The following is a 25503-nucleotide window of genomic DNA, read 5'->3' as shown; positions in this document are numbered from 1 at the left end:
TGGCCCGCACACGTATCTCTGGAGACGACACAATGATCCGCTGGCTGATCCCGCTCGCCCTGCTCACCGGGCCGGCGATGGCGCAAGGTCCGGTGCAACAGGTGGCGGGTTTCACCCTGCCGCCGTCCAACCAGCTCAGCGATGCGGCGCGTCGGGTGCTGGCGCGCATGGACGCGGCGACCGCGCCCGATACCGTTAAAGGGGACATCGCCAGGCAGCGTGCTTTCTACGGCAAATGGAACGATGATCGCCTCGCCGAAATGCAGCGGCGCTTCCGCACCAGCATCCGCCACGAAATCCTGAGCGGGGTAGGGGTGGACACTGTCGAGCCCGAGGGCGGAGTCGCGCCGGGCAATGCCGCCCGGGTGCTCATCAACGTTCACGGCGGCGCATTCCTGTGGGGCGCTGGCAGCGGCGCGCTGGTCGAGGCGATTCCGATCGCCGCAACGATGCGCGTCCGCGTCGTCACGGTCGATTATCGGCTCGCGCCCGAACATCATTATCCCGCCGCGTCGGAGGACGTGACCGCAGTCTATCGCGAACTCCTCAAACGCTATCGCCCGGAGAATATCGGCATCTACGGCTGTTCGGCGGGCGGGATCATCACCGCGCAGGCGACCGCGTGGATCGGCAAGCAGGGGCTGCCCCGGCCCGGCGCGATCGGCACCTTCTGCGGCACCGGCGCTGCGTACAGCGGTGACAGCCCGTATCTCGCGCCCGCGCTCGCCGGCGACGCACCACCCGCGATCCCGGTTCTGCCCGCGACGTTGCCGGTCAGCTATATGGAGGGCGTGCCGGCGAACGATCCGATCGCCTATCCCTTGTCGTCCGATGCGCAGACCAAGGCCATGCCGCCGACGCTGCTGCTCGCCGGCGGCCGCGATTTCGCGGTCAGCACGCTGACGCTCGCGCATCGCCGGCTCGCGGCGGCGGGTGTCGATAGCGAGCTCCAGCTCTTCGACGGATTGCCCCATGCCTTCTTCATGTGGCCCGACATGCCCGAATCCGACGAGGCGTTCGCGACGATCGCGCGCTTCTTCGACACGCATCTCGGCCGCCGTCCCCGCTGATCGTTTCCCTGCAGGAGATACCCATGTCGCTTCGTCTCGCCGTCTTGCCCCTCGCTATCGTCATCGCAGCGTCCGCCACGGCGCAGACCGCGCCACTCACCCCCGCGCAGACCGCGCTCGTCGCTCGTGTGCGCAGCAACGGCGCGACCGATGTCGTCACGCGTCCCGCCCCCGGGGGCGGTGTGACGCTGGTCGGCAAGCTCGAAGGCGATCAGTTTGCGGTATCCTTCCCCGCCGGCTGGAAGAGCGACGGGCTCGTCTATGCACACGGCTATTCGACACCCGGCACGCCCGTCGCGGTCTCGGAAGACCCGGTCACGGCCGGCACCGGCGGCGGGCTGATGCGCTTCGCTTATGAGGACGGCGTCGCGGTCGGCCACAGCGCCTATGACAAGGACGGGCTGGGCGTGGAGACGGGGACTCTCAACACCAAGCGGTTGCGGGACTTTCTCGTCAGGTTGGGTGCGCGCCGCGTCTATGTCGCGGGCGACTCGATGGGCGGCGGGATCGTCGTTACGTTGCTTGAGACATACCCCGGCGCTTTCGCGGGTGGCCTCGCGCGGTGCGGCGTCGTCGCGAGCTGGAAAACGCTGCTCGGCCAGCTTTACGACATGCGCGCGGCGTATAATTTTCTGACTGCAGGGACGCCGTATGCGCTGCCCGGCGAACAGGACATCCGCCGTTCCGCCCTGTCGACGACGCCGCCAGCGGGAAGCACGATGGACGCCAAGACCTATGGGTGGACACAGTTGGCGCGGATCGGAACTCCGGTCCTCGCGCTGTTCGACGCCGCGAAGAAGAACCCGGCGGGCCGCGAGGCGCGTATCCTGCGTCAGGTCGCGGCGATCGGCGGTTTCGATGTCGATCCCGGATCGATCGCTTTCCCGCTCGTGACCGTCGCGCTCGGCGCCGACGACATGGCGGCGACTGCGGGCGGTTTGCCGTATGGCAATATCGGCAAACGCTATGCCAGCGACACGATGACGCAGACGGAAGCCGCTGCGCTCAACCGTGGTATCCAGCGCGTTGCCGCATCGCCCGCCGCGCTTGCCTATATGACGCGCTGGCACGAGGCGAGCGGGCGGATCGCGCAGCCGCTGGTGACGATCCACAACAGCATCGATTCGCTGGTGCCGTATGCGCAGGAAACGATGTTCGCGGCGACGGTTGCCAGAGCCGGAAAGGCCGGGCTGCTCGCCACCTATCCAGTGGCCCCGTTGCGCGCACCGCTGCCGATCGGCGGGGTCGAAGCCTATACGCACTGCGGCTTCACCCCCGTGCAGACCAAAGCGGCGTGGACCGCGCTGCATGATTGGGTAGAAACCGGGAAGCGACCCGCCGCCGAAGCGGTGAAATAGCGTCTGCTGGAGGATGATGCGCCGCGCGGTGGGTCCGTGGCCATGACCCTGTCGCTGGCCTTCGCACTCCCGGCGACGGCTGTACCTAACCAAAGGCAGACCCCATCAAAGCGGGTCGTAACTGAAGGTCCACAGCGCCGACGCTTGCTTGCTCTTGTCGCCGCGACGCTGGAGGCGACCGACCACGGTATAAGGCTGGTTCAGCTTGATCGCGCCCGAGGGCATGAGTCCGGCGGTGTGCGGAGCGATGTACAGGATTACGGGATATCCATCGTCCGTCGTCATGCTCACCGCTTTGTAGTGTAGCGGGCCGTTGACGATCGCGGGGGTCACTTGGCCGATTCCTTGCGGGGGATCGAGGCTGGTGATCTTACCGCTGATCCGCAACAGATTGCCGAGCGGCTGATCCACCGCATCGTTCCACGGGCGGTTCGTCCGCGCACGCTCCGCCGCGACCTGTTCGAAATGATCGCTGAGCTGGCCAAGCGTCTGATAGGTGATCGTCCACTTCGTGTTCTGGACATTGTTGAGCGTGAAATTGAAGACGTTGAACAGATTGTCGGTCCAGCCCCCGCAGCCATCGGCGTCGTCGCAATAGCGCCAGCCCTGGTCGATCCATTCGAGCAGCATTTTTTTCGGGTCGGAAAATTCTGCTTCCTTGGCGAAGCCCGGTCCGAAGGCGACCGCCGCCTGATGCTGGCGCGGCGCTACCACGGCGACCGCGCCGTTGCCGACGTCGAGCTTGCCGACACGCAACTGACGCATCATTGCCCAGGCATAGTCGTCGGCGGACAGACCGTGCAGGTCATCGACGACGAGAATGGTGAATTCGACGCCGACGTCCTTGGCCAGGCTGTAGAGCCGCTGGTCCATTGCGCGTGCTTTGGCCGCGTCGAGCTTGCCGGTCTCGTCGACGACGAAGCGCCCGTATTTGAAGGGCGTGGAGCCGGGGGCGGGCAAGGTCGGGCGGACGGCGGCTAGCGTACCTGGCACGGGTTCGGAGCCTGACGCGACGGTGGGCGTAACCGGGGGAGAAACCGGGGCGGCGGCGCCCGCGCCGCTGCCGCAATCGCGCCGGCCTTGCTGCGTGCAAGCCTGGGTCCAGCCCTCGCGGATTGCCGTTGCGCGGGTATTCTTGTCGGGATGCGTCGGCGTGCCGTGCGCGGTGCCGACCGCCAGAATCATCTCGGTCGCAGCGCTTGCTGGCGCGCCCATCTTGGCAAGGATGAAGCCGGAGAATTTGTCAGCCTCCAGCTCGATATCGGGGCGGCTACCGCCAGCGACGATCGTATGCCCGGACAGATGGTGCGCGATTTCGTGCGCGAGGATGCTGGTCGGCCCCCACGGATCACCGCCGACGAGCTTCATGGCGGTTTTCATGAAGTCCGGGTTGAACGCGATCACGCGGCGGGGGATTCGATTCTGGTCGAGCATGATAACTGCGGCAGCATTCGGCACGGGGCCTGAGACAACCACGAAATTCGCCGGTAGCCCGGTATAGTCCATGATCCGCTTTACCGCGACCTGGCATTCCTGCGGTGCGCCATCGCTGATCGACGCGGGATCGGCGGTGACCGGGCGTCCATCGTAGGAGCAGGCCTGCAGCGTCGAGGCGATGGCCTCGATCTTTTGACCGCCGGAAAGGCCGCTCTGGCCGGTCGCGGTCGACATGGGCTTGTCGCATCCGGCAAGCAACACGGGCATCAAAAGGACAGTACTGGCTAGAAAACCGCTGCGCATGCCACACTCCTCAGTTTGATCGTTCGACGAACCACAAGATCGCGGCGGCGTAGAGCCGCAGCAGCGACCAACTCGCGATGACATAGACGAGGCACCCCAGCCCGAGACGCAGCCAGTCCCGCGCGAGCTTCAATCGAAAGAATTGGGTGTAGGCCCAGGCGACGATGCCGAGCTTTGCCGCGTAGAGGTAATAAGACGATGCCTGCTTGTGCAGCAGGATGAAGTGCGGGTCTGGCCAGACGAGCGTCGGCAGCAGATTGACGATGATGAAGGCCAGGATCACATTCTGGCAGCAGATCGCCAGCACGGCATGCTCGGTGAGGTTGTAATTGAGGCGCCGCCCGAACCCTATCCAGCTTCCCAGGAAAATGGCGACGATGCCGAGCGTGAAACTCCAATTGCCATACGCGATCACCCGCTCGGCCATACGATCGACGTCACCGTTCCGACCGGCGAACGCGAAATGCTGAAAATACTGGCTCGCCGCGAGCACGACCAAGAGGATTGCGACCAGCGCCACGAGCAGTTTCAACGGGTGCATGTACGACGATCGCTTGCCACGCACATAGTCGCGCGCGACCAGCCCAGGCGATGTTATCAAATGCCAAAGCGTCGTGACGCTATCTTTCTCGAAGAGGCGGACGCGCTCCCAGCCTTCCTTCGCGATATCTTTCAGCGTCAGGCGAGAGGCGGCTTTCTGGCCGCACTGCGCGCAATACCGCGTGGACAAGGGCTCTTCGCAGTTGCGGCAGATCGGGGCATCAAACCACGCGGCCGACATGGTGTCGTCGATCACTGCTCCCCGCCCGCCTGATCGCCCTCGCCGCACTTGCGCTCCTATATCGAGGCTTCAGACGATTAACGCAGATCAGGCATGCAAGTTTCCATGTGCCGTCGAATCAGGGTCTTGCTGAACCGGCCGCCCTCGATAGCGGTGACGATGTCGGCCCTGTCAGTGCCCTCGGCGGCGTCGAGAATGTCCGCGGGGAATGAGGCTGCCGGCGCTCAGCCGTTCTTCGCCGCGAAGCTGCGGAACGTGATCGACCAGCGCGTTCGCGCCATCTCGGCGATGCTATGCTCCCAGTCGTGGCGGGCCGCGCCGCTCAGGTGATAGATCGAGCGCGGCGCCAGATCGACCGACGCCCTGTCGAACCCTTTGTCCCTGCGGCGCCGGAACCGCATCGTCGCGGGCACGCCAAGCGAGATGCCGACGACATGCTCAAACACCGGCCGGTCGCGGTGCCAGCCGATGCCGGCGCCCGGATCGTAGCGGATCAGCAGCGCCTGGACGAGATCGGCTTGGGCCGCGCCGGCGAAAACGGCCGCACGATCTCGCAACGGCAGCAGCCAGTCGGGCAGCGGCGTCGTCTCGCCGACGTGGTGGTTGGCGAAATCATAATGCCAGCCGAACGAGGTGGTCAGCCGTTTGCCGAGCCAACCCTGGAAGCGGAACGGGGCGAGTGGCTGCCGGTCGATCTGCGCGATCAGCGTGGCTTCTTCCTCGCGCGTCACGAAATCGTCGCGGTAGGACAGACCCGGCAGAACCGGCGTATCGAACAGATCGAAGGCGCGCATCGTCATGGCACGTCCTGCCGGCGCGTTGGCCTTGCCGTTTCTGCCGGTGGTTCCCAACCGAACACGCTCCGTCCGCCAAAGCCGTGCGAGCGGGCGCGTTCGCCCGCGATATTGGCCTCTACCGACGGCCCGGTCGCGGTCGCTTCGAGGCGCCGGGCCTGATCGTCGAGCCGGCGGATCGCCGCCAGTTCCTCCTGTTGCCCAAGCTTGGCCTTGCACACCGCCGACTTCATCACGCCGATGGTGTGGTCGTAGACCTTGGTGGGCACCGGGAAGGGATGGCGATCCTTGCCGCCATGTGCGAGCGAGAAGCGCGCCGGGTCGCTGAACCGGCACGGCGCGCCGTGAACGACTTCCGCGACCAGCGCGAGCGCTTCGACCGTGCGCGCGCCGATGCCGGGGACGAGCAGCAACTCCGCGAAATCCCGGGGACCGCAGTCGGCGGCGGCGGCGAGCGCGCCATGTAGCCGGCGTGCGACCACGTCCTCAGCGCGGACATCGTGGTGATCGGGGAGGATCAGGTGGGGCAGCACCGCCTGCGCCGGCTCGGGCGGTGCCGGTCGCTCACGCGCCTCAGCGAAGTGGCGCGTGATGCCGTCGGGGCCGATCGTGGCGAGCAGGTCGAGCTGGCGGTCCCGCGACGCGGCCGCACGCCGGTCGGCGAGATTGACGATCGTGCCCTGTCCGTGCCCCTCGATGGCGGCGTGCGGCGCATCGACGAAGCTCTCCAGGCCTTGCGAATGCCAATGGTATCGCCGCGCCTGCCGCCGCGCATCGTTCATGCCCTGTTGCACGACCACCCACTGACCGTCATCGGCGACGATGAACCCGTGCAGGTAGAGATCGAACCCGTCCTGAAGCGCCGCGCTGTCGACCTTGGCGACAAGCCTACTCGAACGCGCAAGATCGGCGCCGTCCAGCCCGACCCGCTCCCCGACCGCGAGCAACTCGCCCGGTGTCGCGCGCGAATGTTTGCCCCGACCGCCACAGACGTGGATGCCGAGTTCGCCCGACAAAGGCGCAAGGCCGCGTTTGAGCGCACCGATCACGCTGGTGGTGATGCCGGACGAATGCCAATCCATCCCCATCACTGCGCCGAACGACTGGAACCAGAAGGGATGGGCGAGGCGGCGCAGGAATTCGTCGCGGCCATATTCCAGCACGATCGCCTCGGTGATGATGGTGCCGAGCCGGGTCATGCGCTGCCCGAGCCACGCGGGCACACGACCACCATGCAACGGGAGATCGGCGCTGCCGGCACGCTTGCCCATCAGGCGGGAATACCTCCCGCAACCTTCAAGGACAGACCATGATGAAACGCGAACAACACGCGAGGGGCATAGCACGACTGGAACATAGAGTGAACTGCCTCTCGCGGAGCTTGGCGAGCAGGTCACCACCTCCGGCAACAAGACGAGGCAGAAGAGCAGGTTGCGGTGAGAATCGTCTCCGTCACCCTCGACGCGGCGGTTTGGTTTTACCGCTTGCCCGGCGAGCGCAGCCGCCACTGCCACGCCAGCACGGTCTCGCCGCGCGGCAGGTAGTGGACCACCATCGGCTTGCCGTCGCGTTCGATTTTGAGGTCCAGCGTCGCGTGCTGATCGCCCTGCGGCGCGTCCTGAGGGAAGGCGGCGGTGATACGGTCGCCGTTGCGAAGGCCCGCCAGCGCGGCGTTCGAGCCCGGAATCAGTCCGCGCACGATCTTCGGCGATGTCGTCGTCGAGGCGGGGTCGAAGCCGAGTTGCCAGCGCCGCAATGGCAGCTTCACCCGTTCGAACCGTACACCGAAAGCGTTGGATGGCGGCAGCACGGTCTGCCCGGCGAGCATCGCCTCGAACGACTGGATGCCCGGTTGCCCGAGTTCGGCCGCGAGCATCCGGCGCCACATCGCGAGGGTCATCGCCTCGCCCCGTCGGCGCGCGGCGAGCATCGCGCGAACGATATCGTCGAGCGAGCGCCGCCCGTCCGATCGCTTGCGGATGGCCGCATCGACGCTGGCGAAATAAAGCGAGCCGCGATCATAGGGGAGCACGCGGATGCGGGTGTCGCGCCAGAAGCCTGCGGCGATGTCCGCGTTGGGCGTCGCGATCATCGCGTTGGTGTAATAGCGGCCGGCGGTTTCGTTGAGGTCGGCCAGGAACGCGGCGGTCGGGATCAGCCCGGCGCGGTATGGCAGCGCGCGCTGGTAATAGACCGCCAGCCCTTCGCCGAACCAGGCCGCGCCGAGGCCGTTCGCCGCGTCCATCGATCCGTCGAGCGAATTGACCCATGCGTGCAGCATCTCGTGCGCCAGCAGGGTCCGCATTTGCTCAGCGGTCGATGTCGGGCCGAAGGTGAAGGCGAAGGAATCGACGAGACCGATGCCGCTGCCGGGATTGCCCGCATTGGTGCGCGCGAACACGCCGAAGCTGGGCGGGCGGTAGCCGAAGAAGCTGCCGTAAAAGGCTTGCAGCTTGCTCGCCCATCGCATCACCTCGGTCGCGGCGAAGGCCGGTTTGCCCTGCCACGCACCGAAGAAGCCGGGCGCGCGGTACAGGCCCGGCGTCCCGGCCATGTAATAGACCGAACCGAGCCGGTCTGGCGTGATCGGCGCGGCCGGCGCGACATCGCCTACGCCGAAGCTCGACACGCCGATCGCGCGTCTGCCGACCTTCGCCAGATTCCAGTGGATGGCGACCTGGCGGGGCGTTGCGTCGGCGGGTAGCAGCACGAAGCTGTTCGCCGCGCCCGAGACGGTGCTGCTCTCCGTACGCATTTCGTATTGCGGTGCGACCAGCGGCGGCCGCGCGGGGTCGATCGTTACGCGGTAGCGGATCGTGACCGTTCCCGCGGTGGCGCGGTCGGCGCTCCACACCCGGTCGGTGTTCGAATCGTCCACTGGCGTATCTTTGGCGACAAGGGCCAGCGGCCCACGCGCGTCGCTCGCGGTTAGGCCGGTGATGTCGTCCGCGCTTGTAACGACGGTGTTCGCCTTCGCCGGCAAGCGGACCAGCGGCGCGCCCGAAGCGGTATCGGTGCCGGTCACGACGAGCGTGAGGCCGATCGCGCGGATATGCCCGTCGCGGTCGGGCGCGTCGGGTGCGAGCGTGATGCTCAGCGTGGGTGGCGGTTCGGACGCGGCACGTCCGCCGGACAGCACAAGCGCGATTCCGCTCGCCATGCACCCCGTCCATCCGTTCATGCCGCTTCCTTTCAGTATCGCGGCGATCGTAGCGCGGGTGTGCGGCAAGCAAATCGGCGAATTCCGCGCGCCTGCGCATGATCTATGCAGGCGTGGACGATCTATCCCCGGGGCAGCGGCAACCGGTGCGTGTTCTTCATTTCGGACAAGGTGGCGGTCGAGCGGATGTCCTCGACGCCGGGCAGGCGCAACAGCGTGCGGAAGGTGAAGTTCTGATACCAGGGCATGCTGGGCGCGAGCACCTTGATCATCACGTCCATCTCGCCGAACAGCGTATAGGCTTCTGTGATCTCGGGAATGTCCTCGATCGCTTGCACGAAGCGATCGCGCTCGTCGTCGGTGAGGCGGCCCATCTTGAGCTGGGCGAAAATGAACATGCTGTCGCCGAACATCTCGCGATTGAGGATCGCGACCTGACCGCTGATGAAACCCTCTTCCTTCAGGCGCTGGATACGCCGCCAACAGGGCGACTGCGACAGGCCGACGCGGTCGGCGATCTCGCTTGAGGATTCGGCGGCGTCGATCTGGAGCCGGTCGAGAATCTTGTAATCGAGGCGGTCGAGCTCGATGGGCATGTTTATGTTCCCTTTGTGCCCAGCACGATATGTATGATGCGCGAAACTAGATTTTCGGGCGGCGAACGGCAAGCGCTACGCGCCGGCTTCGGTAAGATAGTTTCAGGAAGGATTCATGATGCGCGCGGAAGATCTGGTGATTTTCGATGCCGATGCGGTGCGGGCGAAGCTCGACTATCCGAATTGCATCCGCGTCGTGCGCGAGGCGATGGCCGCGCTGTCGGCGGGGACGACACGCCAGTTGCTGCGCACGATGATCGGCATGGGGCCGGGCCGCACGTTCGCGCAAATGCCCGCCGCGCTCGGCGATGACGACATGTTCGGCGCCAAGCTGATCAGCGTTTTCGCCGATCCGGCCTCGCCGGGCCGCCGCCGTCATCGCGGCGTGGTGGTGATGTTCGAACCCGAACAGGGCCGGCCCGTCTGTATCGCCGATGCCGAGGAGATCACGCTGATCCGCACCGCCGCCGCGAGCGCGGTGGCAACCGATGCGATGGCGCGCCCGGACGCGAAAACCCTGCTCATCCTGGGCACGGGCGGACAAGCGCGAACGCACCTGCTGGCGCTGCCGCTGATGCGCGCGTTCGAGCGCGTGCTGATATGGGGACGCGACACCGGCAAGGCGGAGCACCTCGCGCGGGAGTTTAACGCCACGTTGCCGGTCGAGGTCGCGACCGACGCCGAAGCCGCTGCGGGCGCGGCCGACGTGATTTGCACGCTTACCGGCGCAGCGCAGCCGGTATTGCTCGGCGACTGGGTGAAACCGGGAACGCACATCAACATCGTCGGATCGAGCTTCGCCGGGCCGGTCGAGGTCGATACCGCGCTGGTCGTGCGAAGCCGCTACATCGCCGACAGCCGCGCTTCCGCGCTGGAAGCCGCTGCGGAATTCCTCATCGCGCGCGACAGCGGCGCGATCGACGACGCGCACCTCGCCGGTGAAATCGGCGAAGTCGTGCTCGGCCGCATTCCCGGCCGCACGTCTCCCGACGACGTCACCGCCTACAAATCGCTCGGCCATGCCGTGCAGGATCTCGCCGCCGCCGCCTTTCTCTACCGGAGTTCGCTCACGCGATGACCAGACTGCCGCTGCGTACGGCGCTTGCCGCGTCCGCCTGTTTCGCCTGCATCGGCGCCGCGCCCGCCGCCGACAGGCTGGTCGTCATCGCCAATGGCGAAAAGGTCGGCACGCTCGACGTGACGCAGACCGGCTGCCACGTCGCGATCCACTACGACGTCAAGAACAACGGACGCGGCCCGACCCTCGACGAGGCGATCGACATCGGTGCCGATGGCCTGCCGACGCATTGGACGATTGACGGCACCGCGACCTTCGGCGGGGCGGTGCATGAGGCCTATGACGCGGCCAAAGGCACCGCGACCTGGCGGGATTCGACGGGTGAGAAGCACGCCCCGCTCGATGGCGCGAAAGTGTATATCGGCCAGAACGCCAGCCCGTGGGCGCTCGGCCTCTATGCGCGCGCGCTGCTCAAGCGCGCCGATCACACCGTTCCGGCCTTGCCCGGCGGCGCGCTCCACCTCGATGCGCAAGGCAGCGTTGCGGTCGGCCAAGCCAACTATCGGGCCTATTTCCTGAGCGGCATCGATCTCTCGCCGGCGCTGATCCTGCTCGATGTGAACGATGCGCTGTTCGCGGTCGTCACGTCGGACGGGGCGACCGTGCGCGCGGGCCATGAAGCGGAGACGCCCGCGCTTACCGAAATCGCGACGCGCCTGACCAGCGAGCGTTACATCGATCTCCAGAAACGCTTCGCGCATCATGTCGACGGCCCGGTTCGTATCCGCAACGTGCATGTGTTCGATCCGGCGAGCGGCACGCTCTCCGATCCGGTCTCGGTAGTGTTCTTCCGCAACCGCATCGCCGGCGTCGAGCCGCTCGACAGCCCGCCGACCCCGGGGGAGGCGACGATCGACGGCAAGGGTGGCACGCTGATGCCGGGGCTGCACGACATGCACGCGCATCTCAGCCTCGAATCGGCGCTGCTCTACATCGCGTCGGGCGTTACGTCGGTGCGCGACATGGGCAACGACAATGCGTTTCTGCTCGGCGCGCAGGCGCAGATCGAGGCGGGGACGATCGCCGGACCGCGGATCATCCGCAACGGGTTCCTCGAAGGGCGAAGCCCCTATTCGGCGCGGCTCGGCAAGGTGGTGGATAGCGAGGCGGCGGCGCTGGAGGCAGTGCGCTGGTATGCTGCGCGCGGATATTGGCAGATCAAGATCTACAACAGCATGAACCCCGCCTGGGTGCCCGCGATCGCCCGCGAGGCGCATCGGCTCGGCATGACGGTGACGGGGCACGTCCCCGCCTTCACCAACGCCGATGCGATGATCGACGCCGGCTATGACGAGGTGACGCACGTCAACCAGGTGATGCTCGGCTGGGTACTCACGCCCGAGGAGGATACGCGCACGCCGCTTCGCCTCACGGCGATGCGACGCACCGCCGGGCTCGATCTCGCCGCACCCCGCGTTCAGGCGACGCTCGACCGGATGGCCGCACGCCACACCGCGCACGATCCGACCGCAGTGACGCTCGAACTGCTGATGCTGAGCCGCGACGGCACCCCCAGCCCGGCGGTGGCGGAGTATATCGATCACCTGCCGATCGGCCTCCAGCGCCGCCGCCGCCAGGCGATCGCGCCGATTGCGAGCGCTGCCGACGACGCCGCATATCGCGGCGCGTTCGCCAAGGTGAAGGATCTGCTCAAGCTGATGCAAGATCGTGGCATCCGGCTGCTGCCCGGCACTGACGACGGCACCGGGCTGTCGGTCCACCGTGAGCTGGAAATCTACGCCGAAGCGGGGATATCGGTGCCGGAGGTGCTGCGGCTCGGCACGCTCGCGCCCGAGCAATATTTCGGCCGCGATCAGGAGTTGGGCACGATCGCGCGCGGCAAGTTCGCCGATTTCATCCTGCTGCCGGGCAATCCGGTGAAGGACCTGCGCGAAATCCACCGCATCGGCATGGTGGTGAAGGATGGCGCGATCTACTTCCCGTCGGAGATTTGGCCCGCGTTCGGCGTGACGCCGTTCGCGCCGGCACCGAAGATCGCGATGCCGAAGACGGCGGGGGCGGGCGTGTCGGCCGTCCCGGCACATGATCCGGCCGACGAGTTTTTCTGATCCGACGATTATCGGCGCCGCACCGCGTAATATAGCAGGCCCACCACCAGCCAGCCGACCAGCAGCGCATAGGGCCGCCAATCCGTCCCGATGCCGATGAACACCAGCGCCAGCGAACAGGCGACACCGCCGTAGCTGCACGCCAGCAGCCGCCGCGCTGGTAGCTTGAAGCCTGCGACCGCGTAAATCTCGGGGTGCCGGCGGGTAACCTGCGCGGCGGCCAGGCAGACGCTGGCATATTTGAGCAGATTGGGCACATTCACCGCGAGGAACAGGAAGGTCAGTTCCATCGGCAGCAACAGGCCGATGCAGCCGAGCGCGAACACCGCGATCAGCGCGATGTGCGGTGTCTGCCAGCGCGGATGGATAGAGCCGAAGACGTGCGGCAGCGCGCCGGCCACGCCCATCGCATACAGGCTGCGGCTGAACATCGCGAACAGCGCGTTGAGGGACTTGCCGATCGACAGCACCGCCGCCAGCACGACGAGCGGCGTCGCGACCGGCCCCATGAACCGCTTGGCGGCGTCGAGGATCGGCGCCTGGCTGCTGCCGAGCGCAGCGCTGCCCAGCACGCCGAGCGCGACGAAGCCGACCGCGAGATACAGCAAGGTCGCCGAACCGATCGACAGTGCGATGCCGCGCGGGATCGTCCGCGCACTGTCGCTGACCTCGGCCCCCGCCTCGGTCGCGGCCTCGATGCCGAAGAACAGGCCGAGCAACAGCGGTGCCGCCGCGATCACGCCGGCCCAGCCCTTCGGCAACAGCGGCGACAGCCGCGCCGGATCGACCGTGGTCGCGCCACCCCATGCAACGAACAGCGCGAACACGGCGAGCATCGCCACCATCAGCACTTTCTGCACGCGTGTTGCGGTGCGGATGCCGAACAGATTGGCGAGCAACGCGAGCAGCATCACCGCGAACATCGTCGGCTTGAGCGGCAGCGGCACCACCATCGACAGATAGCGCACCATCACCAGCGCGAGCACGACGATCGCGCCCATGTTGGCCACGATCCGCAGCCAGGCGACGATGAAGCCCCAGGCCGGGTGCAGGAACCGCGCCGGCCAGACATAGGATGCGCCCGAGACCGGCACCGCCGAGCCGAGGAACGCGTAGCTGATCGCGATCAGATACATCGGCAGCGCCGCGATCAGGACCGAGATCAACATGCCCGGCCCGGCGAGCGCGGTCGCGGGTGCAATCGCCGAGAAGATCGACACGCCGACCGCGGTGCCGAGCCCGAGCGCGATCACCCCGCCGAGATCGATCCCTTTGACGAGGCCGGTCGCGTCGCTCAACGCGCCGTTCCGGCGGCGACGAAGGCGCGGATATCGGCGATCAGCCGGTGGCGGCTTGCCTCGTCGGAATAGCTGACATGGCCCGCCGGAAAACGCTCGACCTGATACTGCGCCGCCGGCACGTTCGATTGCGCGATCAGATAATCGGCGGCGCCGATCGTGGTGGTGAGATCGTAGAGGCCACTCGACACGAACAGCCGGAAATGGGGGTCTACGGCGGCGGCTTTTTCGATCGGGTCGAGAAACGGCCAATCGGTGAAGGGCGAGGTGTCGCCGCCATAATTCCAGCTACCCTTGGCCGGCGCCAGCACTGCGTAGCCGGACGGGTCCGCGACACCAAGCGCGCGCAGATAGGCCGGCATCGCCTGTTCGTATTGGCGGCTTACGGCAGAGAACGCATCAGGGCCGACGACCGGCCCCGCGTCGGGGGCGCGCGGCGCGGTGTAGCGCGCATCATAGCGGCCGATCACCTTGCCCTCCGCGCGCAGCAGTTCGACGCGGAATTGCTCCTTCGAGATGCGGAGGTCGTGCGCGCGGTAATACGCGGCGGATATGCCGCTCAGCGCCGCGAGCTGCGCCGCCACGCGCTGCTTCTCGGCTGGGGCGATGTTTCGCCCCTCGTACAGTGCGCGGAGGTAGCTCGTACCGGCGAACGCCTGCGCGGCATCGGCGGCCCGCGCCGGGTCGCAAGGTTTGGCGAGTTTGCCGTGATAGCAGGCGATTGCCGCCAGCGTCGGCAGCGAGACGACGTAGCTGACGATATTGTCGGGCCGCTGCGCCGTCTCGATCATGTTGAGCGCCTGGCCGAGCAGCAACACCCCCGCCACCTGCATCGCTGGATCGACCTCGCGCAAAGCATCGACCATCGCCGCCGTCCGGATCGTGCCGTAGCTTTCGCCGAGGATATAGAGCGGCGCGTGCGTGCGGCCATGCGCGACGAGCCACGCGCGGACGGCTTGGGCGGCGGCGAGCGCGTCGCCGTGGGCGGAATGGTAGAAATCGAGATCGGCACCGGGCGACAGCGACGAGAAGCCGGTGCCGGGCGGATCGATGAACAGCAGGTCGGCGGTGTCGAGCAGGCTGTCGTCGTTCGGTGCGAGCGTCGGCGTGGCGGGGAGGGGGGCATCGGGCACTTGCGGCACAGCGACATGATCGAGCCCGAGCGCACCCAGTTGCAGATAGGTCGAGGATGCGCCGGGGCCACCGTTGAAGGCGACCAGCAGCGGCCGCTCCGCCGCGCCGCCCGCGCGCATGTGCGAGATATAGCCGGCGGTCGCATCGTCATGCCCGGTCGCGCTGGCGACGGGCAGCGTGCCGATTTCAGTAGCGATCCGCGTCGACTGGTGATCGATGATGACGGTGCGCTCGCTGTGCGCGATGAGGGTTTGCGCGGTCGCCGGTGCGCTTGCCACGGCGCTGGCCAGCAGCCAGCCTGCGATCTTTGTCGACGCCATTGCAGCCCCTTTCATCATCGCCCTAGCATCCACCGCTCGCTCGGAACATCAATCATACATGGCGATCGGCGCGGGCCTGGCCGAGCGGTCGCGATAGGTCTTCATCCCGTCGGTCAGCGCCTGCAGGCCGTATTCGAGCGCGGTCGGTTCGAGCCCGAACCCGATCCGCACATGGCCGGGCGCGCCGAAATAGCTGCCCGGCGCCACCACGACCGCGCCGCGCGCGGCGATCCAGTCCGAAAAGGCATCGGTATCGTCGATGCCGACAAGCCGGGGAAAGGCGATGCAGCCGAAGTCGGGAAGCTCGCCATCGACCAGGCCGTTCGCCCGCCAATGCGCGTGATACGCCTCGATCACGGGCCGGCCCCGTCGCACGATGCTGGCGGAATACGCATCGAAGCGGTTGCGCCGCTCCAGCACCAGAGCCGCCACCGCATGCGCCAGATTGGAGACGCCGAATTCGACCTCGTCGTTGAGCGCGCGGATCGTCCGCATCACCTCGGGGGCGGCGACGATCCAGCCGCACCGCAAGGTGCTGAGGCCGTAGATCTTCGTCAGGCTGCTGATCGTGACGATGTTCGGCGAAAGATGCACCGACGGCGTCGCCTCGGCGGCGCCATCGGCATAGTCCCGGTACACTTCATCGACGACCACGGTGACGCCGCGTGCGGCGGCGATCCGGCCGATCTCGGCGATCACCGTGGGGTCGGTTCTCATGCCGGACGGGTTGTGCAGATCCGACATCACGATCAGCTTGGTATCCGGCCCGATCCGCGCCGCCACCGCTTCGGGATCAATCGCGAAGCTCGGGCCGCCGCGTTCGAAATGATCGACGCCGTGGCCGTAGGAGCGCGCGATCGTATCGAACAGGTCGAACGCGGGCGTTTCGATCAAGACGCGGTCGCCGGGCTTGAGCAGCGCGCGGTAGATCAGCGACAGCGCGCCGGTCGCCCCGGTCGTGCAGAGCAGCCGATCGGCATCGACGCGGTAGCGTTTTGCCAGTTGTTCGACCACGAACGGGTTGCCGCCCGCGAACGCGCTGGCATAGCGCGAGGTGATCGTCTTGCCGAACGCCTCCGCCACCAGCTCGCGCAGCATCTCGCGCGGTTCGGGCACGGAGCTTTCGAACAGGCTGACCAGCAGCGTGCGTTCGGCCCGCACGCGGCGGAGCGTCCGGCGAATCCATTGCGCGTAGGATCGTGGCGGCGAAGTCTCGCCGTGATGAGCCATTGCTTCCTACTCCTCACGCCCACCGGGCGCGCGCCGTCGAGACACCGGCGCGGCCCACGCCCTCGCGTGGCCGGTGCCGGATGTGGTGAAAGGGGGCCGAACCGCCGCCGTCAGGGCAACCGCACGTTGACGCCGGCAAAGAAGCGCCGGCCGAGAATGTCGCCATAAGCGATGCTCGGATAGGACGGCTGCTCGTCGGTGAGATTCTCCACGCCGAGCCGGTAGGTGAGCCGGCCCGCGTCGATCTGTGCGGACAGGCTATGAGTCATGTTGCTGGCGACCTCGGGATTGGGATCATTCTCGATCGTCGAGGTGTAGGTCCGTCGCGCGCCGGGCAGATAGAACATCTGGTACGACACGCGGACCGGGCCTTTCACATAGGTGGCGTTGAACCGCCCGACCCAGCTCGGCTCGACGATGGTATCGTCGGTACGGTCGAACGTCTCGCCGGTCACCGACTGGGTGAGCAGTTCGTTGCGCGTTGCCGACGCGTTGAGCTGGAGCCGGCCGAGATCGCGACCGCCTGCGAACAGGTCGCCCGGCGCGAAGCGATAATCGATCGCATAGGTCTCGCCACGATACTTCACCACGCCCGCGTTGAAGGTGGTGGTGGTGCCCTTCAAGATCGTGCCGCCGGTGTTGATGCCGTCGCTCACCGCGAGGCGGCTGAAGGCGTTGCACACCGCCGGGTTCGGATTGACGTTGTCGTAACAGGCGGCGGTGAAATCCTCGGTGGTGAAGGCCGACAGACCATCGCGCAGATCGACCTGAATGCGATCGACCGTGATCGTCAGCCCCCGCGCGAATTTCGGCTGTAGCGTGATGCCGTACGACAGCGTGTTCGAAATCTCGTTCTTCAGCCCCGCATTGCCGCCCGTCGTGACTGACGCCACTTCGAAATTCTCGGCGGGGTCCTGGAACAGCGCGAGCCGTTGCGCGGCACTCAGCCCGGCGCCCGTACCATCGGCGCCGACGCCATAGCCGGGATTCGCCGCGAAGGCCGCGAGGCAATTGGTGCGGCGCACGGACGGGTTCGGGCCGGAGTTGATGCGGTCGGCATCGCAGGGATCGAACCCGACCGAGCCGAGCGCGGTGCTGCTCGGCTTGAAGAGCTGAGTCAGCGTCGGCGCGCGGAAGTTGCGGCTGCGCGTGCCGCGCAGGGTGACGCCGTCGGTGACGAGCCAGCGCAGCCCGGCCTGCCACACGCTTTCGCTGCCCGCGATCGAGTTGTCGACATAGCGATAGGCGCCGGTCGCTTCGAGTTCCTTGACCAGCGGCAAGGTGAAGTCCCTGCCGACGAGCGGGATATCGATTTCCGCCGAGAGTTCGTTGGTGTTGTAGCGGCCCGATTGCGGCAGTTCCAATGTCCCGCCACCGAAGCTGCCGGCCTGGTTGGCGGCGAGCGGATCGAAGCGCGCCCGTTCGTCGCGGTGCTCATAGGCGAGGCTGAACTTCACGTCGCCGGTTGGCAGGCTGACCACCGTGCCGCCGAGCGTCGCGAGGATATCGACCTGCTCGTTGGTGTAATCCATGCCCGCGCGCGTGCTGACGTAGTTGCGCGCGGCGGCGCTGACGTTGCCGTTCCCGAACGGGTTGATCGGCGCGCAATTGGGATCATCGTTGCTGTTATCGCCATCGGCGTTGATCGCGCAGACGATCTTGCCCGCGCCGTTGAGCGTGGAATCGATCGCATTCTCGAACTTGCTGTTGACCACCTGCCAGCTACGCTGCTGGCCTTCGACGCGGGCATAGCTGCCCGATACCGACCAGTAGAAATTGCGCGTTCCGACATCGAAATCGCCGTTTGCCGAAAGCAGCGCGCGATAGGTGTTGGTGGTCGTGGTCTGCTGGTCGCTCGGCACCAGATCATAGAAATATTTCGACAGGAAGATCGGCGCGCCCTGTGCGAAGCCCGGCCGCGCGGCGCTCAGCGTCGCCTTGCTGGCGGCGGTGAGATACGGGTTGTCGATGGTGAACACGATCGGCCCGGCATAGGTGCCGGCGTTCAGGATGGTATAGCTGTTGCCCTGCGGAATCTCGGTGCCCTTGGTGCGCGCGTAGAGCAGCTCGGTCGAGATCGTCAGATGATCGGAGACGTCGTAGTGGCCGATCATGTTCGCGGTCAGCCGGTCGACGCCGGTGCGCAGCCCGGCAAGATCGGAATAGCGCAGGCCATCGCCGCCACTCGAGAACGGAATGCCGACGCTGGTGCCGGGATTGTAGCGGGTCACGCTGCCGTCGGGTGCGAATTGCAGGCCGCCGCCGGTCAGGAAGCGCGTGAGCGGCGCGGGCGTGTTGAACAGCACGCCGTTGCCGTTGAATTCCCAAAAATGCGCGTCGAGCAGTTCCTTGACCGAAGGCACGCCGTCGCTCGGCCCGGTATCGGCCGCGTTGGAGACGGCGACGCGCGAAAGGTTCGACAGTGGCCGGTCGCCGAAGCGCAGCACCGGCGAGGTCGCCCAACTGACATCGACGGCGACATTGCCGCGCCCGTCGGCGAAATTGGTGCCGGCGGTCGCGCGCGCGCTGTAGGTGGGGTAATCGCCACGGCTGGAGATGCCGGTCTGCGCATCGACGTCGAGGCCGGTAAAGTCCTTCTTGAGCACATAGTTGACGACGCCGGCGATCGCGTCCGAGCCGTACACTGCGGCTCCGCCCGCCTGCACGACATCGACCCGGTCGAGCAGGCCGATCGGGATGATGTTGGCATCGACCTGCGCATCGCCCAGCCCGGAGGACGACGTGACCATCCGCCGGCCATTGACGAGCGTCAGCGTGCGCCCGGCGCCGAGGCCGAACAGGTTGGGATATTGCTGGCCGGTGCCGCTCGAATTGCCGGTGCCGTCGGCCTGATTGATCGCCGGGGTCATCGAGGTGACGTCGTTGAGCGCGTCGGCGGCGCTGGTGTAGCCGCGATCGATGATCCACTGTTGATTGACCGTGACGACGGGCGCCATCTGGTCCGAACCGGACCGGCGGATGCGCGACCCCGTGACCACGACGTCGGTGCCGGCGACTTCGGGTGCCGCGTCAGCGGAAGGGGTGAGTTCGGCTGCGGCCGGTGCGACCTGCGCATGGGCCGGTGCGACGGCACCCAGCGCCGCGATCAGCCCGGTGGTTTCGAGATATCTGCGAACCGACGATGCCCTGTGCTTGCCCATGTTTCCCCCTGTGCGGTTTCCGCTTTTGCGGCTCGGCCGTTCCCCGGACTGGCCGTGTTCGATGCCTGTCAGGATACCGCGAGGCTGCGCAAAAACTTCGTCGCAGTTCAGGAACCCGACACACGTTGCGGATAAATTATGCGCGTATTGTCCAAACTTCCGCATCACGGCGGGCTGGGTCGCCGAAAATGTCGCTCCAAAAATTCAACTCGGGCGGCAGTTGAAGCCGGGGTGCCGGCTCTCGTCGGGATCGTCAGCGCGCCAGAAAATCCGCGAGATCGCGCCCGAACAGCGTTTTGACGGCGGCGTCCTCATACATCATGTGCCCGCCCGCATAGCAGCGGAGCGTGAAGCGCGCCGCCACGCTTTGCGGCAACCCCGCGACGGTGGCCGCATTGCCTGCGCAACTGTTGAGCGAATCGTACCGGCCCGCCGCCACCCACGCGCGCAGCCGGGGTGCCTTTTGCATCGCGCGCAACGTCCAGGGTTGCGACGCGCTCGGCGGACCCTCGCCGGCCATCGCGCGGGCGAGGGACTCGGGCGTCACCGGCGTCTGGTCGTATTCCCACTGAGCGCCGACATCGGGGCCTTTTTCCTCGATTCCGGCATAGCGACCGTCGCGATAGCCGAGCGTCTCGCGATAGAAGGCCAGCACCGCCTTGTCGTCGGCGGCGGTGTCCAGGTGCGCGACCGGCTTGCGCATGTCGAAGATGTCGCGCGGTTCCGCCGGGATCAGGCCGGTGCGGAACTGGCGCGGCGAGACCCACAAGGTCTTCGCGTCGATCGTTGTCGGCGACAGTCCCTGATAGCGGGCGAGGCGCTGGATCACTTCGGCACGCGCGGCGGCGCCGAGCGCGGCCGGATCGGCGAGCGCGCCACGGTAGACGGTGCGCGCCCAATTCTCCGCCTCGGCCAGTGCCGCTTCTGGGTGGGCCTGCAATGCGGGGGCGAGCTTGCCGAGCGCGAGCGCGGTGGCGGTACGATTGGGCAGCGACAGCGCGCGTATCAGTGACCGGTCCTCCCTATCCCCAAGCGGAATGCCGCCCGAGATCAGGGCGATGCCCGCCAGCGGTTCGCCGGTATCGATCAGCGCCTCGGCCACGCCCGACGCGCGCCACGTGCCGAAGCTTTCGCCGACCAGATAGGTCGGCGCTCCGCCACGGCGATAGACACCGCGAAAGTTGCGCACGAACTGCGCCATCGCCGCGATATCGCCGGTGGTTCGGTAAAAGGTGGCTCCGTCGGCAGGCGTCTTGGGACGGCTGAAGCCGGTGCCGACGGGATCAACGAAGACCAGATCACTCGTCGGCAGCGCGCTGGCGGCATTGTCGGCGAGCGCGCCGTGCTGGAGCGTCTTGGGGGCGAGCGCATGGAATTGAAGAAGGCGCGAATCCGCGCCGGGGCCGCCGTTCCAGACGAAGCTCAGCGGTCGGTTCCGCGCCGCGCCGTCCAGCAGATACGCGGTATAGAAGATCGACGCGCGCACCGTTCCAGCGGAATCCCGGATTGGCAGCGTGCCCGCGCAGATCGTGTAGCGCCGTGTCAGTCCGCCGATCACCGCACTTTGCGCGCGGGAAGCCGCATCCGCCGGGCATCCGGCCGGGACAGGCGCACGCGGGGCGGCAGCGACCGGCGATGCGCCTGCGGCGAGCAGTGCGATCGCCCCAAAGTTCAAGATCGCCCGCATCGCCACCTCCTGCATCATGCCACGCAATCCGTCTAATCGCGGCGCGCGACGATTTTTATGCGTTGATCGGCGCGGCCACGTCGTTTTCCCGGCCTGCGTGCGCGATCCGCACCGCCTCGACGCGCATCTTCGCGAAAACTATGCGGGCGTCCTCCGCTACCCTGCGGAGGACGCGATGGGAGCGGATGGGGCATGAACGTCACACGGCGCACGATACTCGGCGCAAGCGCCACCTTGCCGCTGGCGGTGAGCGGTGCGCGCGCCGTGGCGACGCCTGCACCGCTGCCCGACACAGCGTCGTTCGCGCCGATGCGCAACACCTACCTCGATTCGGGAACGATGCACCCGATCGCGACCGGCGCACGGCAGTCGGCCGATGCCTATCTGCGCGCTCGCGACGGCACCGGCGGCCACTACCCGACCGACGAAGCCGAAGCGCGCGTCAAAGCCAGTTTCGCCCGGCTCATCAATTGCAATCCAGCCGAACTGGCCTTCGTGCAAAGCACCACCGCCGGCGAGCAACTCGTCATCGCCGCGCTCGATCTGCCGCGCGGCGGCGGGCGTGTCGTCACCGATACGCTGCATTTCTTCGGCTCTTTCTATCTCTACGAGCAACTCGCAAAACAGGGCGTCGATGTCGCTTGGCTGCGCGCGCGCGACGGCAGAATCGCGGTTGACGATATCGAACGCGCGATCACGCCCGGCACGCGGCTGGTCGCGCTGTCGCTGGTCTCGACGTACAACGGCTTCGAGCACGACCTGACGCGCGTCTGTGAGATCGCCCATGCCAAGGGCGCATTGGTCTATGCCGATATCATCCACGCCGCCGGCACGATCCCGATCGACGTGCGCGCCAGCGGTGTCGATTTCGCCGCGTGTGCCAGCTACAAATGGCTAATGGGAGATTTCGGGCTGGGCTTCCTCTACGCCCGCGCCGACCTGCATGACCGCATAAAACGCTCGACCTACGGCTATTATCAACTCGCCGGCTTCCAGCCGCACGTCTATCCGTTCGATCCGCCCGGCGACACCATCGCCGATGTGACGCCGCGCTCCGACGCGGAGGGCTTGTTCGCGACCGGCACGCGCGCGCATACCGGCATCGCCTTGCTCGACTGGTCGCTGGCGCATCTGCTCGATCTGGGGGTGGAGCGCATCACTGCGTACCGCCGCCCGATGCTGGCGCGGCTCCAGGCCGAATTGCCGCGCAAGGGCTACCGTGTGGTGACCCCGCCGGACAGCCGCACGCCGTTGGTCACCTGCATTCTCGAAGGCGCGCACGACAAGCTTGCCGCGCCGCTCCAGAAGGCCGGCGTGCAGATCACGCTGTCGCGCAACCGCTTCCGCTTTTGCCCGTCGGTGTTCAACGACATGGACGATATCGACCGCGCGCTCGCCGCGCTGCCCGCCGCCTGACCCGTCTCGCCGCATTCAAGGATCTGCCATGCGCCACCGCTTTCGCCTGCTTGCCGCCGCCAGCCTGATCTTCGCCGCGCCAGCCGTGGCTCAGGACAAAGCGCCGGCGTGGCAGGTATCGCCCGCGTTCCAGCGCGCGATGGACCCGATGGTGCCGCGCGCGGCGGCCAGCGCCAAAGTGGTGACGACCCGCCACACGATCACGCTGGCCGGCAAGCGTATCGCCTATCGCGCGATCGTCACCGAAACGCCGATGGCGGGGACGGACGGCACGCCCGCCGCGGTCGTCGTCACCTATGCCTATGTCGCGGAGACGCCGGCCAATCCGGCTAACCGGCCGGTGTTGTTCATCTTCAATGGCGGCCCGGGTGCTTCGTCCTCGCCATTGCACATGAAGGGAATCGGCCCGCGCCGGCTCGATGGCACGCGTATCGAGGACAACCCGCACAGCCTGCTCGACGTCGCCGATCTCGTTTTCATCGATCCGGTCGGCACCGGCGCGAGCATGCCGATCGCGGGCAAGGACGCGACGCCCTTCTTCAGCGTCGGCGGTGACGCGCGTGCGACCACGCAGGTGATCGACGGCTGGAAGAAAGCCAACGGGCGCACCACCGCGCCGACCATCGTCGTCGGCGAGAGCTACGGCACGATGCGCGCGCTCGCGATGCTCAACGAGGCGATGAAGGCGAAACAGGCGCTTCCCGACGGCATCGTGCTGCTCGCGCTGGCGCTTGGCGGCGGCGGCTCGCCCGCGACCGAGGCGATGGTGCAATTGCCGACGCTGTCCGCGATAGCATGGTATCATAATACGATCGACCGGGGCGGCCGCACCGTCGCGCAGCAGTTCGAAGCGGCCCGTGCCTTCGCCGAAAGCGCGTATATCACCGCGACCGTCCAGGGATCGGCATTGCCCGACGCTGAGCGCCAAGCGCTGGCGGCACGGATGGCGCCGCTGATCGGCCTGCCCGCCGCGACGATCGCCAAGGATGGTATTGCGATCGACAAGGACAATTTCATGCTTGGTTTGCTCGCCGCCAAGGGCTTGCGTACCGGCCAACTCGATGCACGAGTGACACGCGCCATCGCCGACTCCAACTTCCATCCGCCGTTCGATGATCCCTCGATGTCGCTCGGTTCTGGAACGGCCGCGACGATCGAGAGCTATCTCAAGGACGAACTCGGCTATGCCGTGCCCAGTCCGTATCGCAGCCTCAATCTCGGCATCAATTTTAAATGGAATTACGAAGCTGGGCGGGGCGGGGCCTATTCCGGGGGATCGTTCGCGCCCTTTCTCGCATCCGCAATGGCGGCCAAGCCGACGTTGCAGGTCTTCACCGGCGGCGGATATTTCGACCTCACCACGCCGGCGGAGGCGGGCATCTTCGCGTTGAACCAGGCAGGCGTGCCGGTTGATCGCCGCAGCAGCCATGTCTACCCGACCGGCCACTCGATTGGCGAGGACGAGTCCGGCTCGGCGTTGCTGAGCACCGACTTGCATGCGTTCGTGGCGGGAATCGCAGCGGCGCGAAGGATGTGATCCACCTGTGGGAAGAAGCATGATCGCGCATTTGGAAGACGACTTCCTGCGATCGTACTCTTCCAGTGTTACCGCCATCGGCTTTTCGCACAGCACATGCTTGCCGGCCTTGAAGGCGCGGATCGTGAACTCTGCGTGCATCGCATTGGGCAGGACGATGTAGGCGATCTGGATGCCGGGATCGTTGGCGATACGATCGACCGTGTCGTAGGTGTAGATGGCCGCCGTCGGGATTGTCAGCACCGCGCCGAGGCCACCGCCGCGTCTGACCACCGCTTGCCCCAAGCCAGCTTGTTTCCCGCGCTGGCGCCTCCTAGAAACCATCGACGGCGGCTCACGCCGAAGGCGAGACGATACGATGTGGCTCCCGTGGATCATGATCGGTGCCCTCGCCGCAGCGGCGACGCCAGTCGAGGAGGCGAACCCGCGCGTCACGCCCGGCACGATCACGGTCGAGCGGGATGACAGTGCCGGTGCGCGTGATATCGACCCGGTGTTTGCCGACGCAGTTCGGGCGGCGAGCGCGGAGGCCAATTTCATTCCGCTGCCGGCGCCGAGCCATAGCCGCTACATCGCGATTATCGCCGTTACGCGAAAAGCCGAAGGCGTCGTGACGTCCGGCACCAGAGGCACGGCCCCGGCTGCAGGTATCGCCAATTGGGGCGTGGGCATGGGCATGCGGCTGCCGACCACCAAAGATCAACTCCGGGGCCTCGTCCTCACCGAACTCAAGGTCACGATTCTGCTGCGGAGCGACAAGCACCCGGTATGGAGCGCAAGCGCCATGACCGCGCAGGTCGACGGAACGCGCGCGGGAGCGCCCGATGCTGTCGCCGGCAAGCTGGCCGAGGCGTTGTTCGCGCAATTCCCGAGCCGGTTGGACACCGCGCTATCCGTCCCCTGAAAAGGGCGGTCGATATGGCACGACCCTGACCGGCAACGCCCCTGCCGCAAAGCGAGATGAAGCTGGTCGGTTTCGTATGTTGATGCAGTGGTCGCGTCCCGGACGCGCTCAAGACCTGAATCATCTGGCAAGACCGGCCGTTCAAAACCCCGAGAGCTCTGTAGCACCTA

At 66.7% G+C, this 25503-nt stretch carries 18 protein-coding genes and 1 pseudogene; 7 read left to right on the top strand and 12 right to left on the bottom strand.

What is annotated here, in order from left to right; all coding sequences use genetic code 11:
* Positions 1–32 precede the first annotated feature (32 nt).
* Entirely contained in the window at positions 33–1070 is a 1038-nt protein-coding gene (locus EWE75_RS07025) for an alpha/beta hydrolase (protein ID WP_231708257.1), read from the top strand.
* A gap of 23 nt (positions 1071–1093) precedes the next feature.
* A complete protein-coding gene (locus EWE75_RS07020) occupies positions 1094–2428 on the top strand; it encodes an alpha/beta hydrolase family protein (protein ID WP_130155954.1) in 1335 nt (444 codons plus the stop codon).
* 105 nt (positions 2429–2533) lie between these two features.
* Here the strand turns inward: EWE75_RS07020 and EWE75_RS07015 are convergent, their stop codons facing one another.
* The 6 genes from EWE75_RS07015 to EWE75_RS06990 all read right to left on the bottom strand — a co-directional run bounded on the left by EWE75_RS07015 (position 2534) and on the right by EWE75_RS06990 (position 9499).
* Positions 2534–4099 (bottom strand): TPM domain-containing protein, encoded by a 1566-nt coding sequence (locus EWE75_RS07015; protein ID WP_165388283.1) that lies wholly within the window; start codon positions 4097–4099, stop codon positions 2534–2536.
* Between the two features lie 79 nt (positions 4100–4178).
* Complete coding sequence (locus tag EWE75_RS07010) at positions 4179–4964, bottom strand: DUF3667 domain-containing protein (RefSeq protein WP_130155952.1); 786 nt, start codon at positions 4962–4964, stop codon at positions 4179–4181.
* Between the two features lie 209 nt (positions 4965–5173).
* Positions 5174–5749 carry an alpha-ketoglutarate-dependent dioxygenase AlkB gene (locus EWE75_RS07005; RefSeq protein WP_130155951.1) on the bottom strand — a complete coding sequence of 192 codons (576 nt, stop codon included), beginning with the start codon at positions 5747–5749 and terminating at the stop codon, positions 5174–5176.
* Positions 5746–7014 (bottom strand): DUF763 domain-containing protein, encoded by a 1269-nt coding sequence (locus tag EWE75_RS07000; RefSeq protein ID WP_130155950.1) that lies wholly within the window; start codon positions 7012–7014, stop codon positions 5746–5748. The genes EWE75_RS07005 and EWE75_RS07000 overlap by 4 nt, the downstream gene beginning before the upstream one ends.
* Before the next feature lie 206 nt (positions 7015–7220).
* The gene (locus tag EWE75_RS06995) at positions 7221–8924 is read right to left on the bottom strand and encodes a M61 family metallopeptidase (RefSeq protein ID WP_231708256.1); all 1704 of its coding nucleotides are present in this window, start codon (positions 8922–8924) and stop codon (positions 7221–7223) included.
* A 101-nt stretch (positions 8925–9025) separates the two neighbouring features.
* Positions 9026–9499: an Lrp/AsnC family transcriptional regulator gene (locus tag EWE75_RS06990; RefSeq protein WP_130155949.1), complete on the bottom strand. Its 474-nt coding sequence runs from the start codon at positions 9497–9499 to the stop codon at positions 9026–9028.
* Between the two features lie 115 nt (positions 9500–9614).
* On the opposite strand from EWE75_RS06990, the gene EWE75_RS06985 reads away from it, so the two are divergent.
* Positions 9615–10577: an ornithine cyclodeaminase family protein gene (locus tag EWE75_RS06985; RefSeq protein ID WP_231708255.1), complete on the top strand. Its 963-nt coding sequence runs from the start codon at positions 9615–9617 to the stop codon at positions 10575–10577.
* A complete protein-coding gene (locus EWE75_RS06980) occupies positions 10574–12646 on the top strand; it encodes an amidohydrolase family protein (RefSeq protein WP_130155948.1) in 2073 nt (690 codons plus the stop codon). The genes EWE75_RS06985 and EWE75_RS06980 overlap by 4 nt, the downstream gene beginning before the upstream one ends.
* Positions 12647–12654: 8 nt before the next feature.
* Here the strand turns inward: EWE75_RS06980 and EWE75_RS06975 are convergent, their stop codons facing one another.
* The 5 genes from EWE75_RS06975 to EWE75_RS06955 all read right to left on the bottom strand — a co-directional run bounded on the left by EWE75_RS06975 (position 12655) and on the right by EWE75_RS06955 (position 21476).
* Positions 12655–13944 (bottom strand): APC family permease, encoded by a 1290-nt coding sequence (locus EWE75_RS06975; RefSeq protein ID WP_130155947.1) that lies wholly within the window; start codon positions 13942–13944, stop codon positions 12655–12657.
* A complete protein-coding gene (locus tag EWE75_RS06970) occupies positions 13941–15398 on the bottom strand; it encodes a S10 family serine carboxypeptidase-like protein (RefSeq protein ID WP_165388282.1) in 1458 nt (485 codons plus the stop codon). Before EWE75_RS06970 ends, EWE75_RS06975 begins: the two co-directional genes overlap by 4 nt.
* Before the next feature lie 48 nt (positions 15399–15446).
* Positions 15447–16628 (bottom strand): pyridoxal phosphate-dependent aminotransferase, encoded by a 1182-nt coding sequence (locus EWE75_RS06965; RefSeq protein WP_130155945.1) that lies wholly within the window; start codon positions 16626–16628, stop codon positions 15447–15449.
* Positions 16629–16738: 110 nt separating this feature from the next.
* Positions 16739–19789: a TonB-dependent receptor domain-containing protein gene (locus tag EWE75_RS06960; protein WP_130155944.1), complete on the bottom strand. Its 3051-nt coding sequence runs from the start codon at positions 19787–19789 to the stop codon at positions 16739–16741.
* 253 nt (positions 19790–20042) lie between these two features.
* A complete protein-coding gene (locus EWE75_RS06955) occupies positions 20043–21476 on the bottom strand; it encodes a S10 family serine carboxypeptidase-like protein (protein ID WP_130155943.1) in 1434 nt (477 codons plus the stop codon).
* A 192-nt stretch (positions 21477–21668) separates the two neighbouring features.
* Between EWE75_RS06955 and EWE75_RS06950 the strand changes: the two genes are divergently transcribed.
* Both EWE75_RS06950 and EWE75_RS06945 read left to right on the top strand, forming a co-directional pair.
* Positions 21669–22892, top strand: coding sequence for an aminotransferase class V-fold PLP-dependent enzyme (locus EWE75_RS06950; protein WP_130155942.1), 1224 nt, complete (start codon positions 21669–21671; stop codon positions 22890–22892).
* 28 nt (positions 22893–22920) lie between these two features.
* Complete coding sequence (locus tag EWE75_RS06945; protein WP_231708254.1) at positions 22921–24429, top strand: S10 family serine carboxypeptidase-like protein; 1509 nt, start codon at positions 22921–22923, stop codon at positions 24427–24429.
* Between the two features lie 108 nt (positions 24430–24537).
* Here EWE75_RS06945 and EWE75_RS26230 read toward each other — a convergent pair.
* Positions 24538–24753, bottom strand: a pseudogene (locus tag EWE75_RS26230) (hypothetical protein); the annotation flags it as partial.
* 52 nt (positions 24754–24805) lie between these two features.
* On the opposite strand from EWE75_RS26230, the gene EWE75_RS25495 reads away from it, so the two are divergent.
* Positions 24806–25333 (top strand): hypothetical protein, encoded by a 528-nt coding sequence (locus EWE75_RS25495; RefSeq protein WP_130155941.1) that lies wholly within the window; start codon positions 24806–24808, stop codon positions 25331–25333.
* Positions 25334–25503: the final 170 nt, after the last annotated feature.

It is taken from the genome of Sphingomonas populi, from assembly GCF_004208535.1.
GTDB classification, from domain to species: domain Bacteria; phylum Pseudomonadota; class Alphaproteobacteria; order Sphingomonadales; family Sphingomonadaceae; genus Sphingomonas; species Sphingomonas populi.
Note: the sequence above shows the minus strand (reverse complement) of the source record. Positions and strands in the feature narration are given on the sequence as shown.

Bases quoted from the DNA above. Each gene is read 5' to 3' on its own strand.
- EWE75_RS06945 (WP_231708254.1), top strand. From the start codon at position 22,921: ATGCGCCACCGCTTTCGCCTGCTTGCCGCCGCCAGCCTGATCTTCGCC.
- EWE75_RS25495 (WP_130155941.1), top strand. From the start codon at position 24,806: ATGATCGGTGCCCTCGCCGCAGCGGCGACGCCAGTCGAGGAGGCGAAC.
- EWE75_RS06985 (WP_231708255.1), top strand. From the start codon at position 9,615: ATGATGCGCGCGGAAGATCTGGTGATTTTCGATGCCGATGCGGTGCGG.
- EWE75_RS07025 (WP_231708257.1), top strand. From the start codon at position 33: ATGATCCGCTGGCTGATCCCGCTCGCCCTGCTCACCGGGCCGGCGATG.
- EWE75_RS06970 (WP_165388282.1), bottom strand. From the start codon at position 15,398: ATGGCGTCGACAAAGATCGCAGGCTGGCTGCTGGCCAGCGCCGTGGCA.
- EWE75_RS07000 (WP_130155950.1), bottom strand. From the start codon at position 7,014: ATGGGCAAGCGTGCCGGCAGCGCCGATCTCCCGTTGCATGGTGGTCGT.
- EWE75_RS06950 (WP_130155942.1), top strand. From the start codon at position 21,669: ATGAACGTCACACGGCGCACGATACTCGGCGCAAGCGCCACCTTGCCG.
- EWE75_RS06960 (WP_130155944.1), bottom strand. From the start codon at position 19,789: ATGGGCAAGCACAGGGCATCGTCGGTTCGCAGATATCTCGAAACCACC.
- EWE75_RS07015 (WP_165388283.1), bottom strand. From the start codon at position 4,099: ATGTCGACCGCGACCGGCCAGAGCGGCCTTTCCGGCGGTCAAAAGATC.
- EWE75_RS07005 (WP_130155951.1), bottom strand. From the start codon at position 5,749: ATGACGATGCGCGCCTTCGATCTGTTCGATACGCCGGTTCTGCCGGGT.
- EWE75_RS07020 (WP_130155954.1), top strand. From the start codon at position 1,094: ATGTCGCTTCGTCTCGCCGTCTTGCCCCTCGCTATCGTCATCGCAGCG.
- EWE75_RS06995 (WP_231708256.1), bottom strand. From the start codon at position 8,924: ATGAACGGATGGACGGGGTGCATGGCGAGCGGAATCGCGCTTGTGCTG.
- EWE75_RS06990 (WP_130155949.1), bottom strand. From the start codon at position 9,499: ATGCCCATCGAGCTCGACCGCCTCGATTACAAGATTCTCGACCGGCTC.
- EWE75_RS06980 (WP_130155948.1), top strand. From the start codon at position 10,574: ATGACCAGACTGCCGCTGCGTACGGCGCTTGCCGCGTCCGCCTGTTTC.
- EWE75_RS06955 (WP_130155943.1), bottom strand. From the start codon at position 21,476: ATGCGGGCGATCTTGAACTTTGGGGCGATCGCACTGCTCGCCGCAGGC.
- EWE75_RS06965 (WP_130155945.1), bottom strand. From the start codon at position 16,628: ATGGCTCATCACGGCGAGACTTCGCCGCCACGATCCTACGCGCAATGG.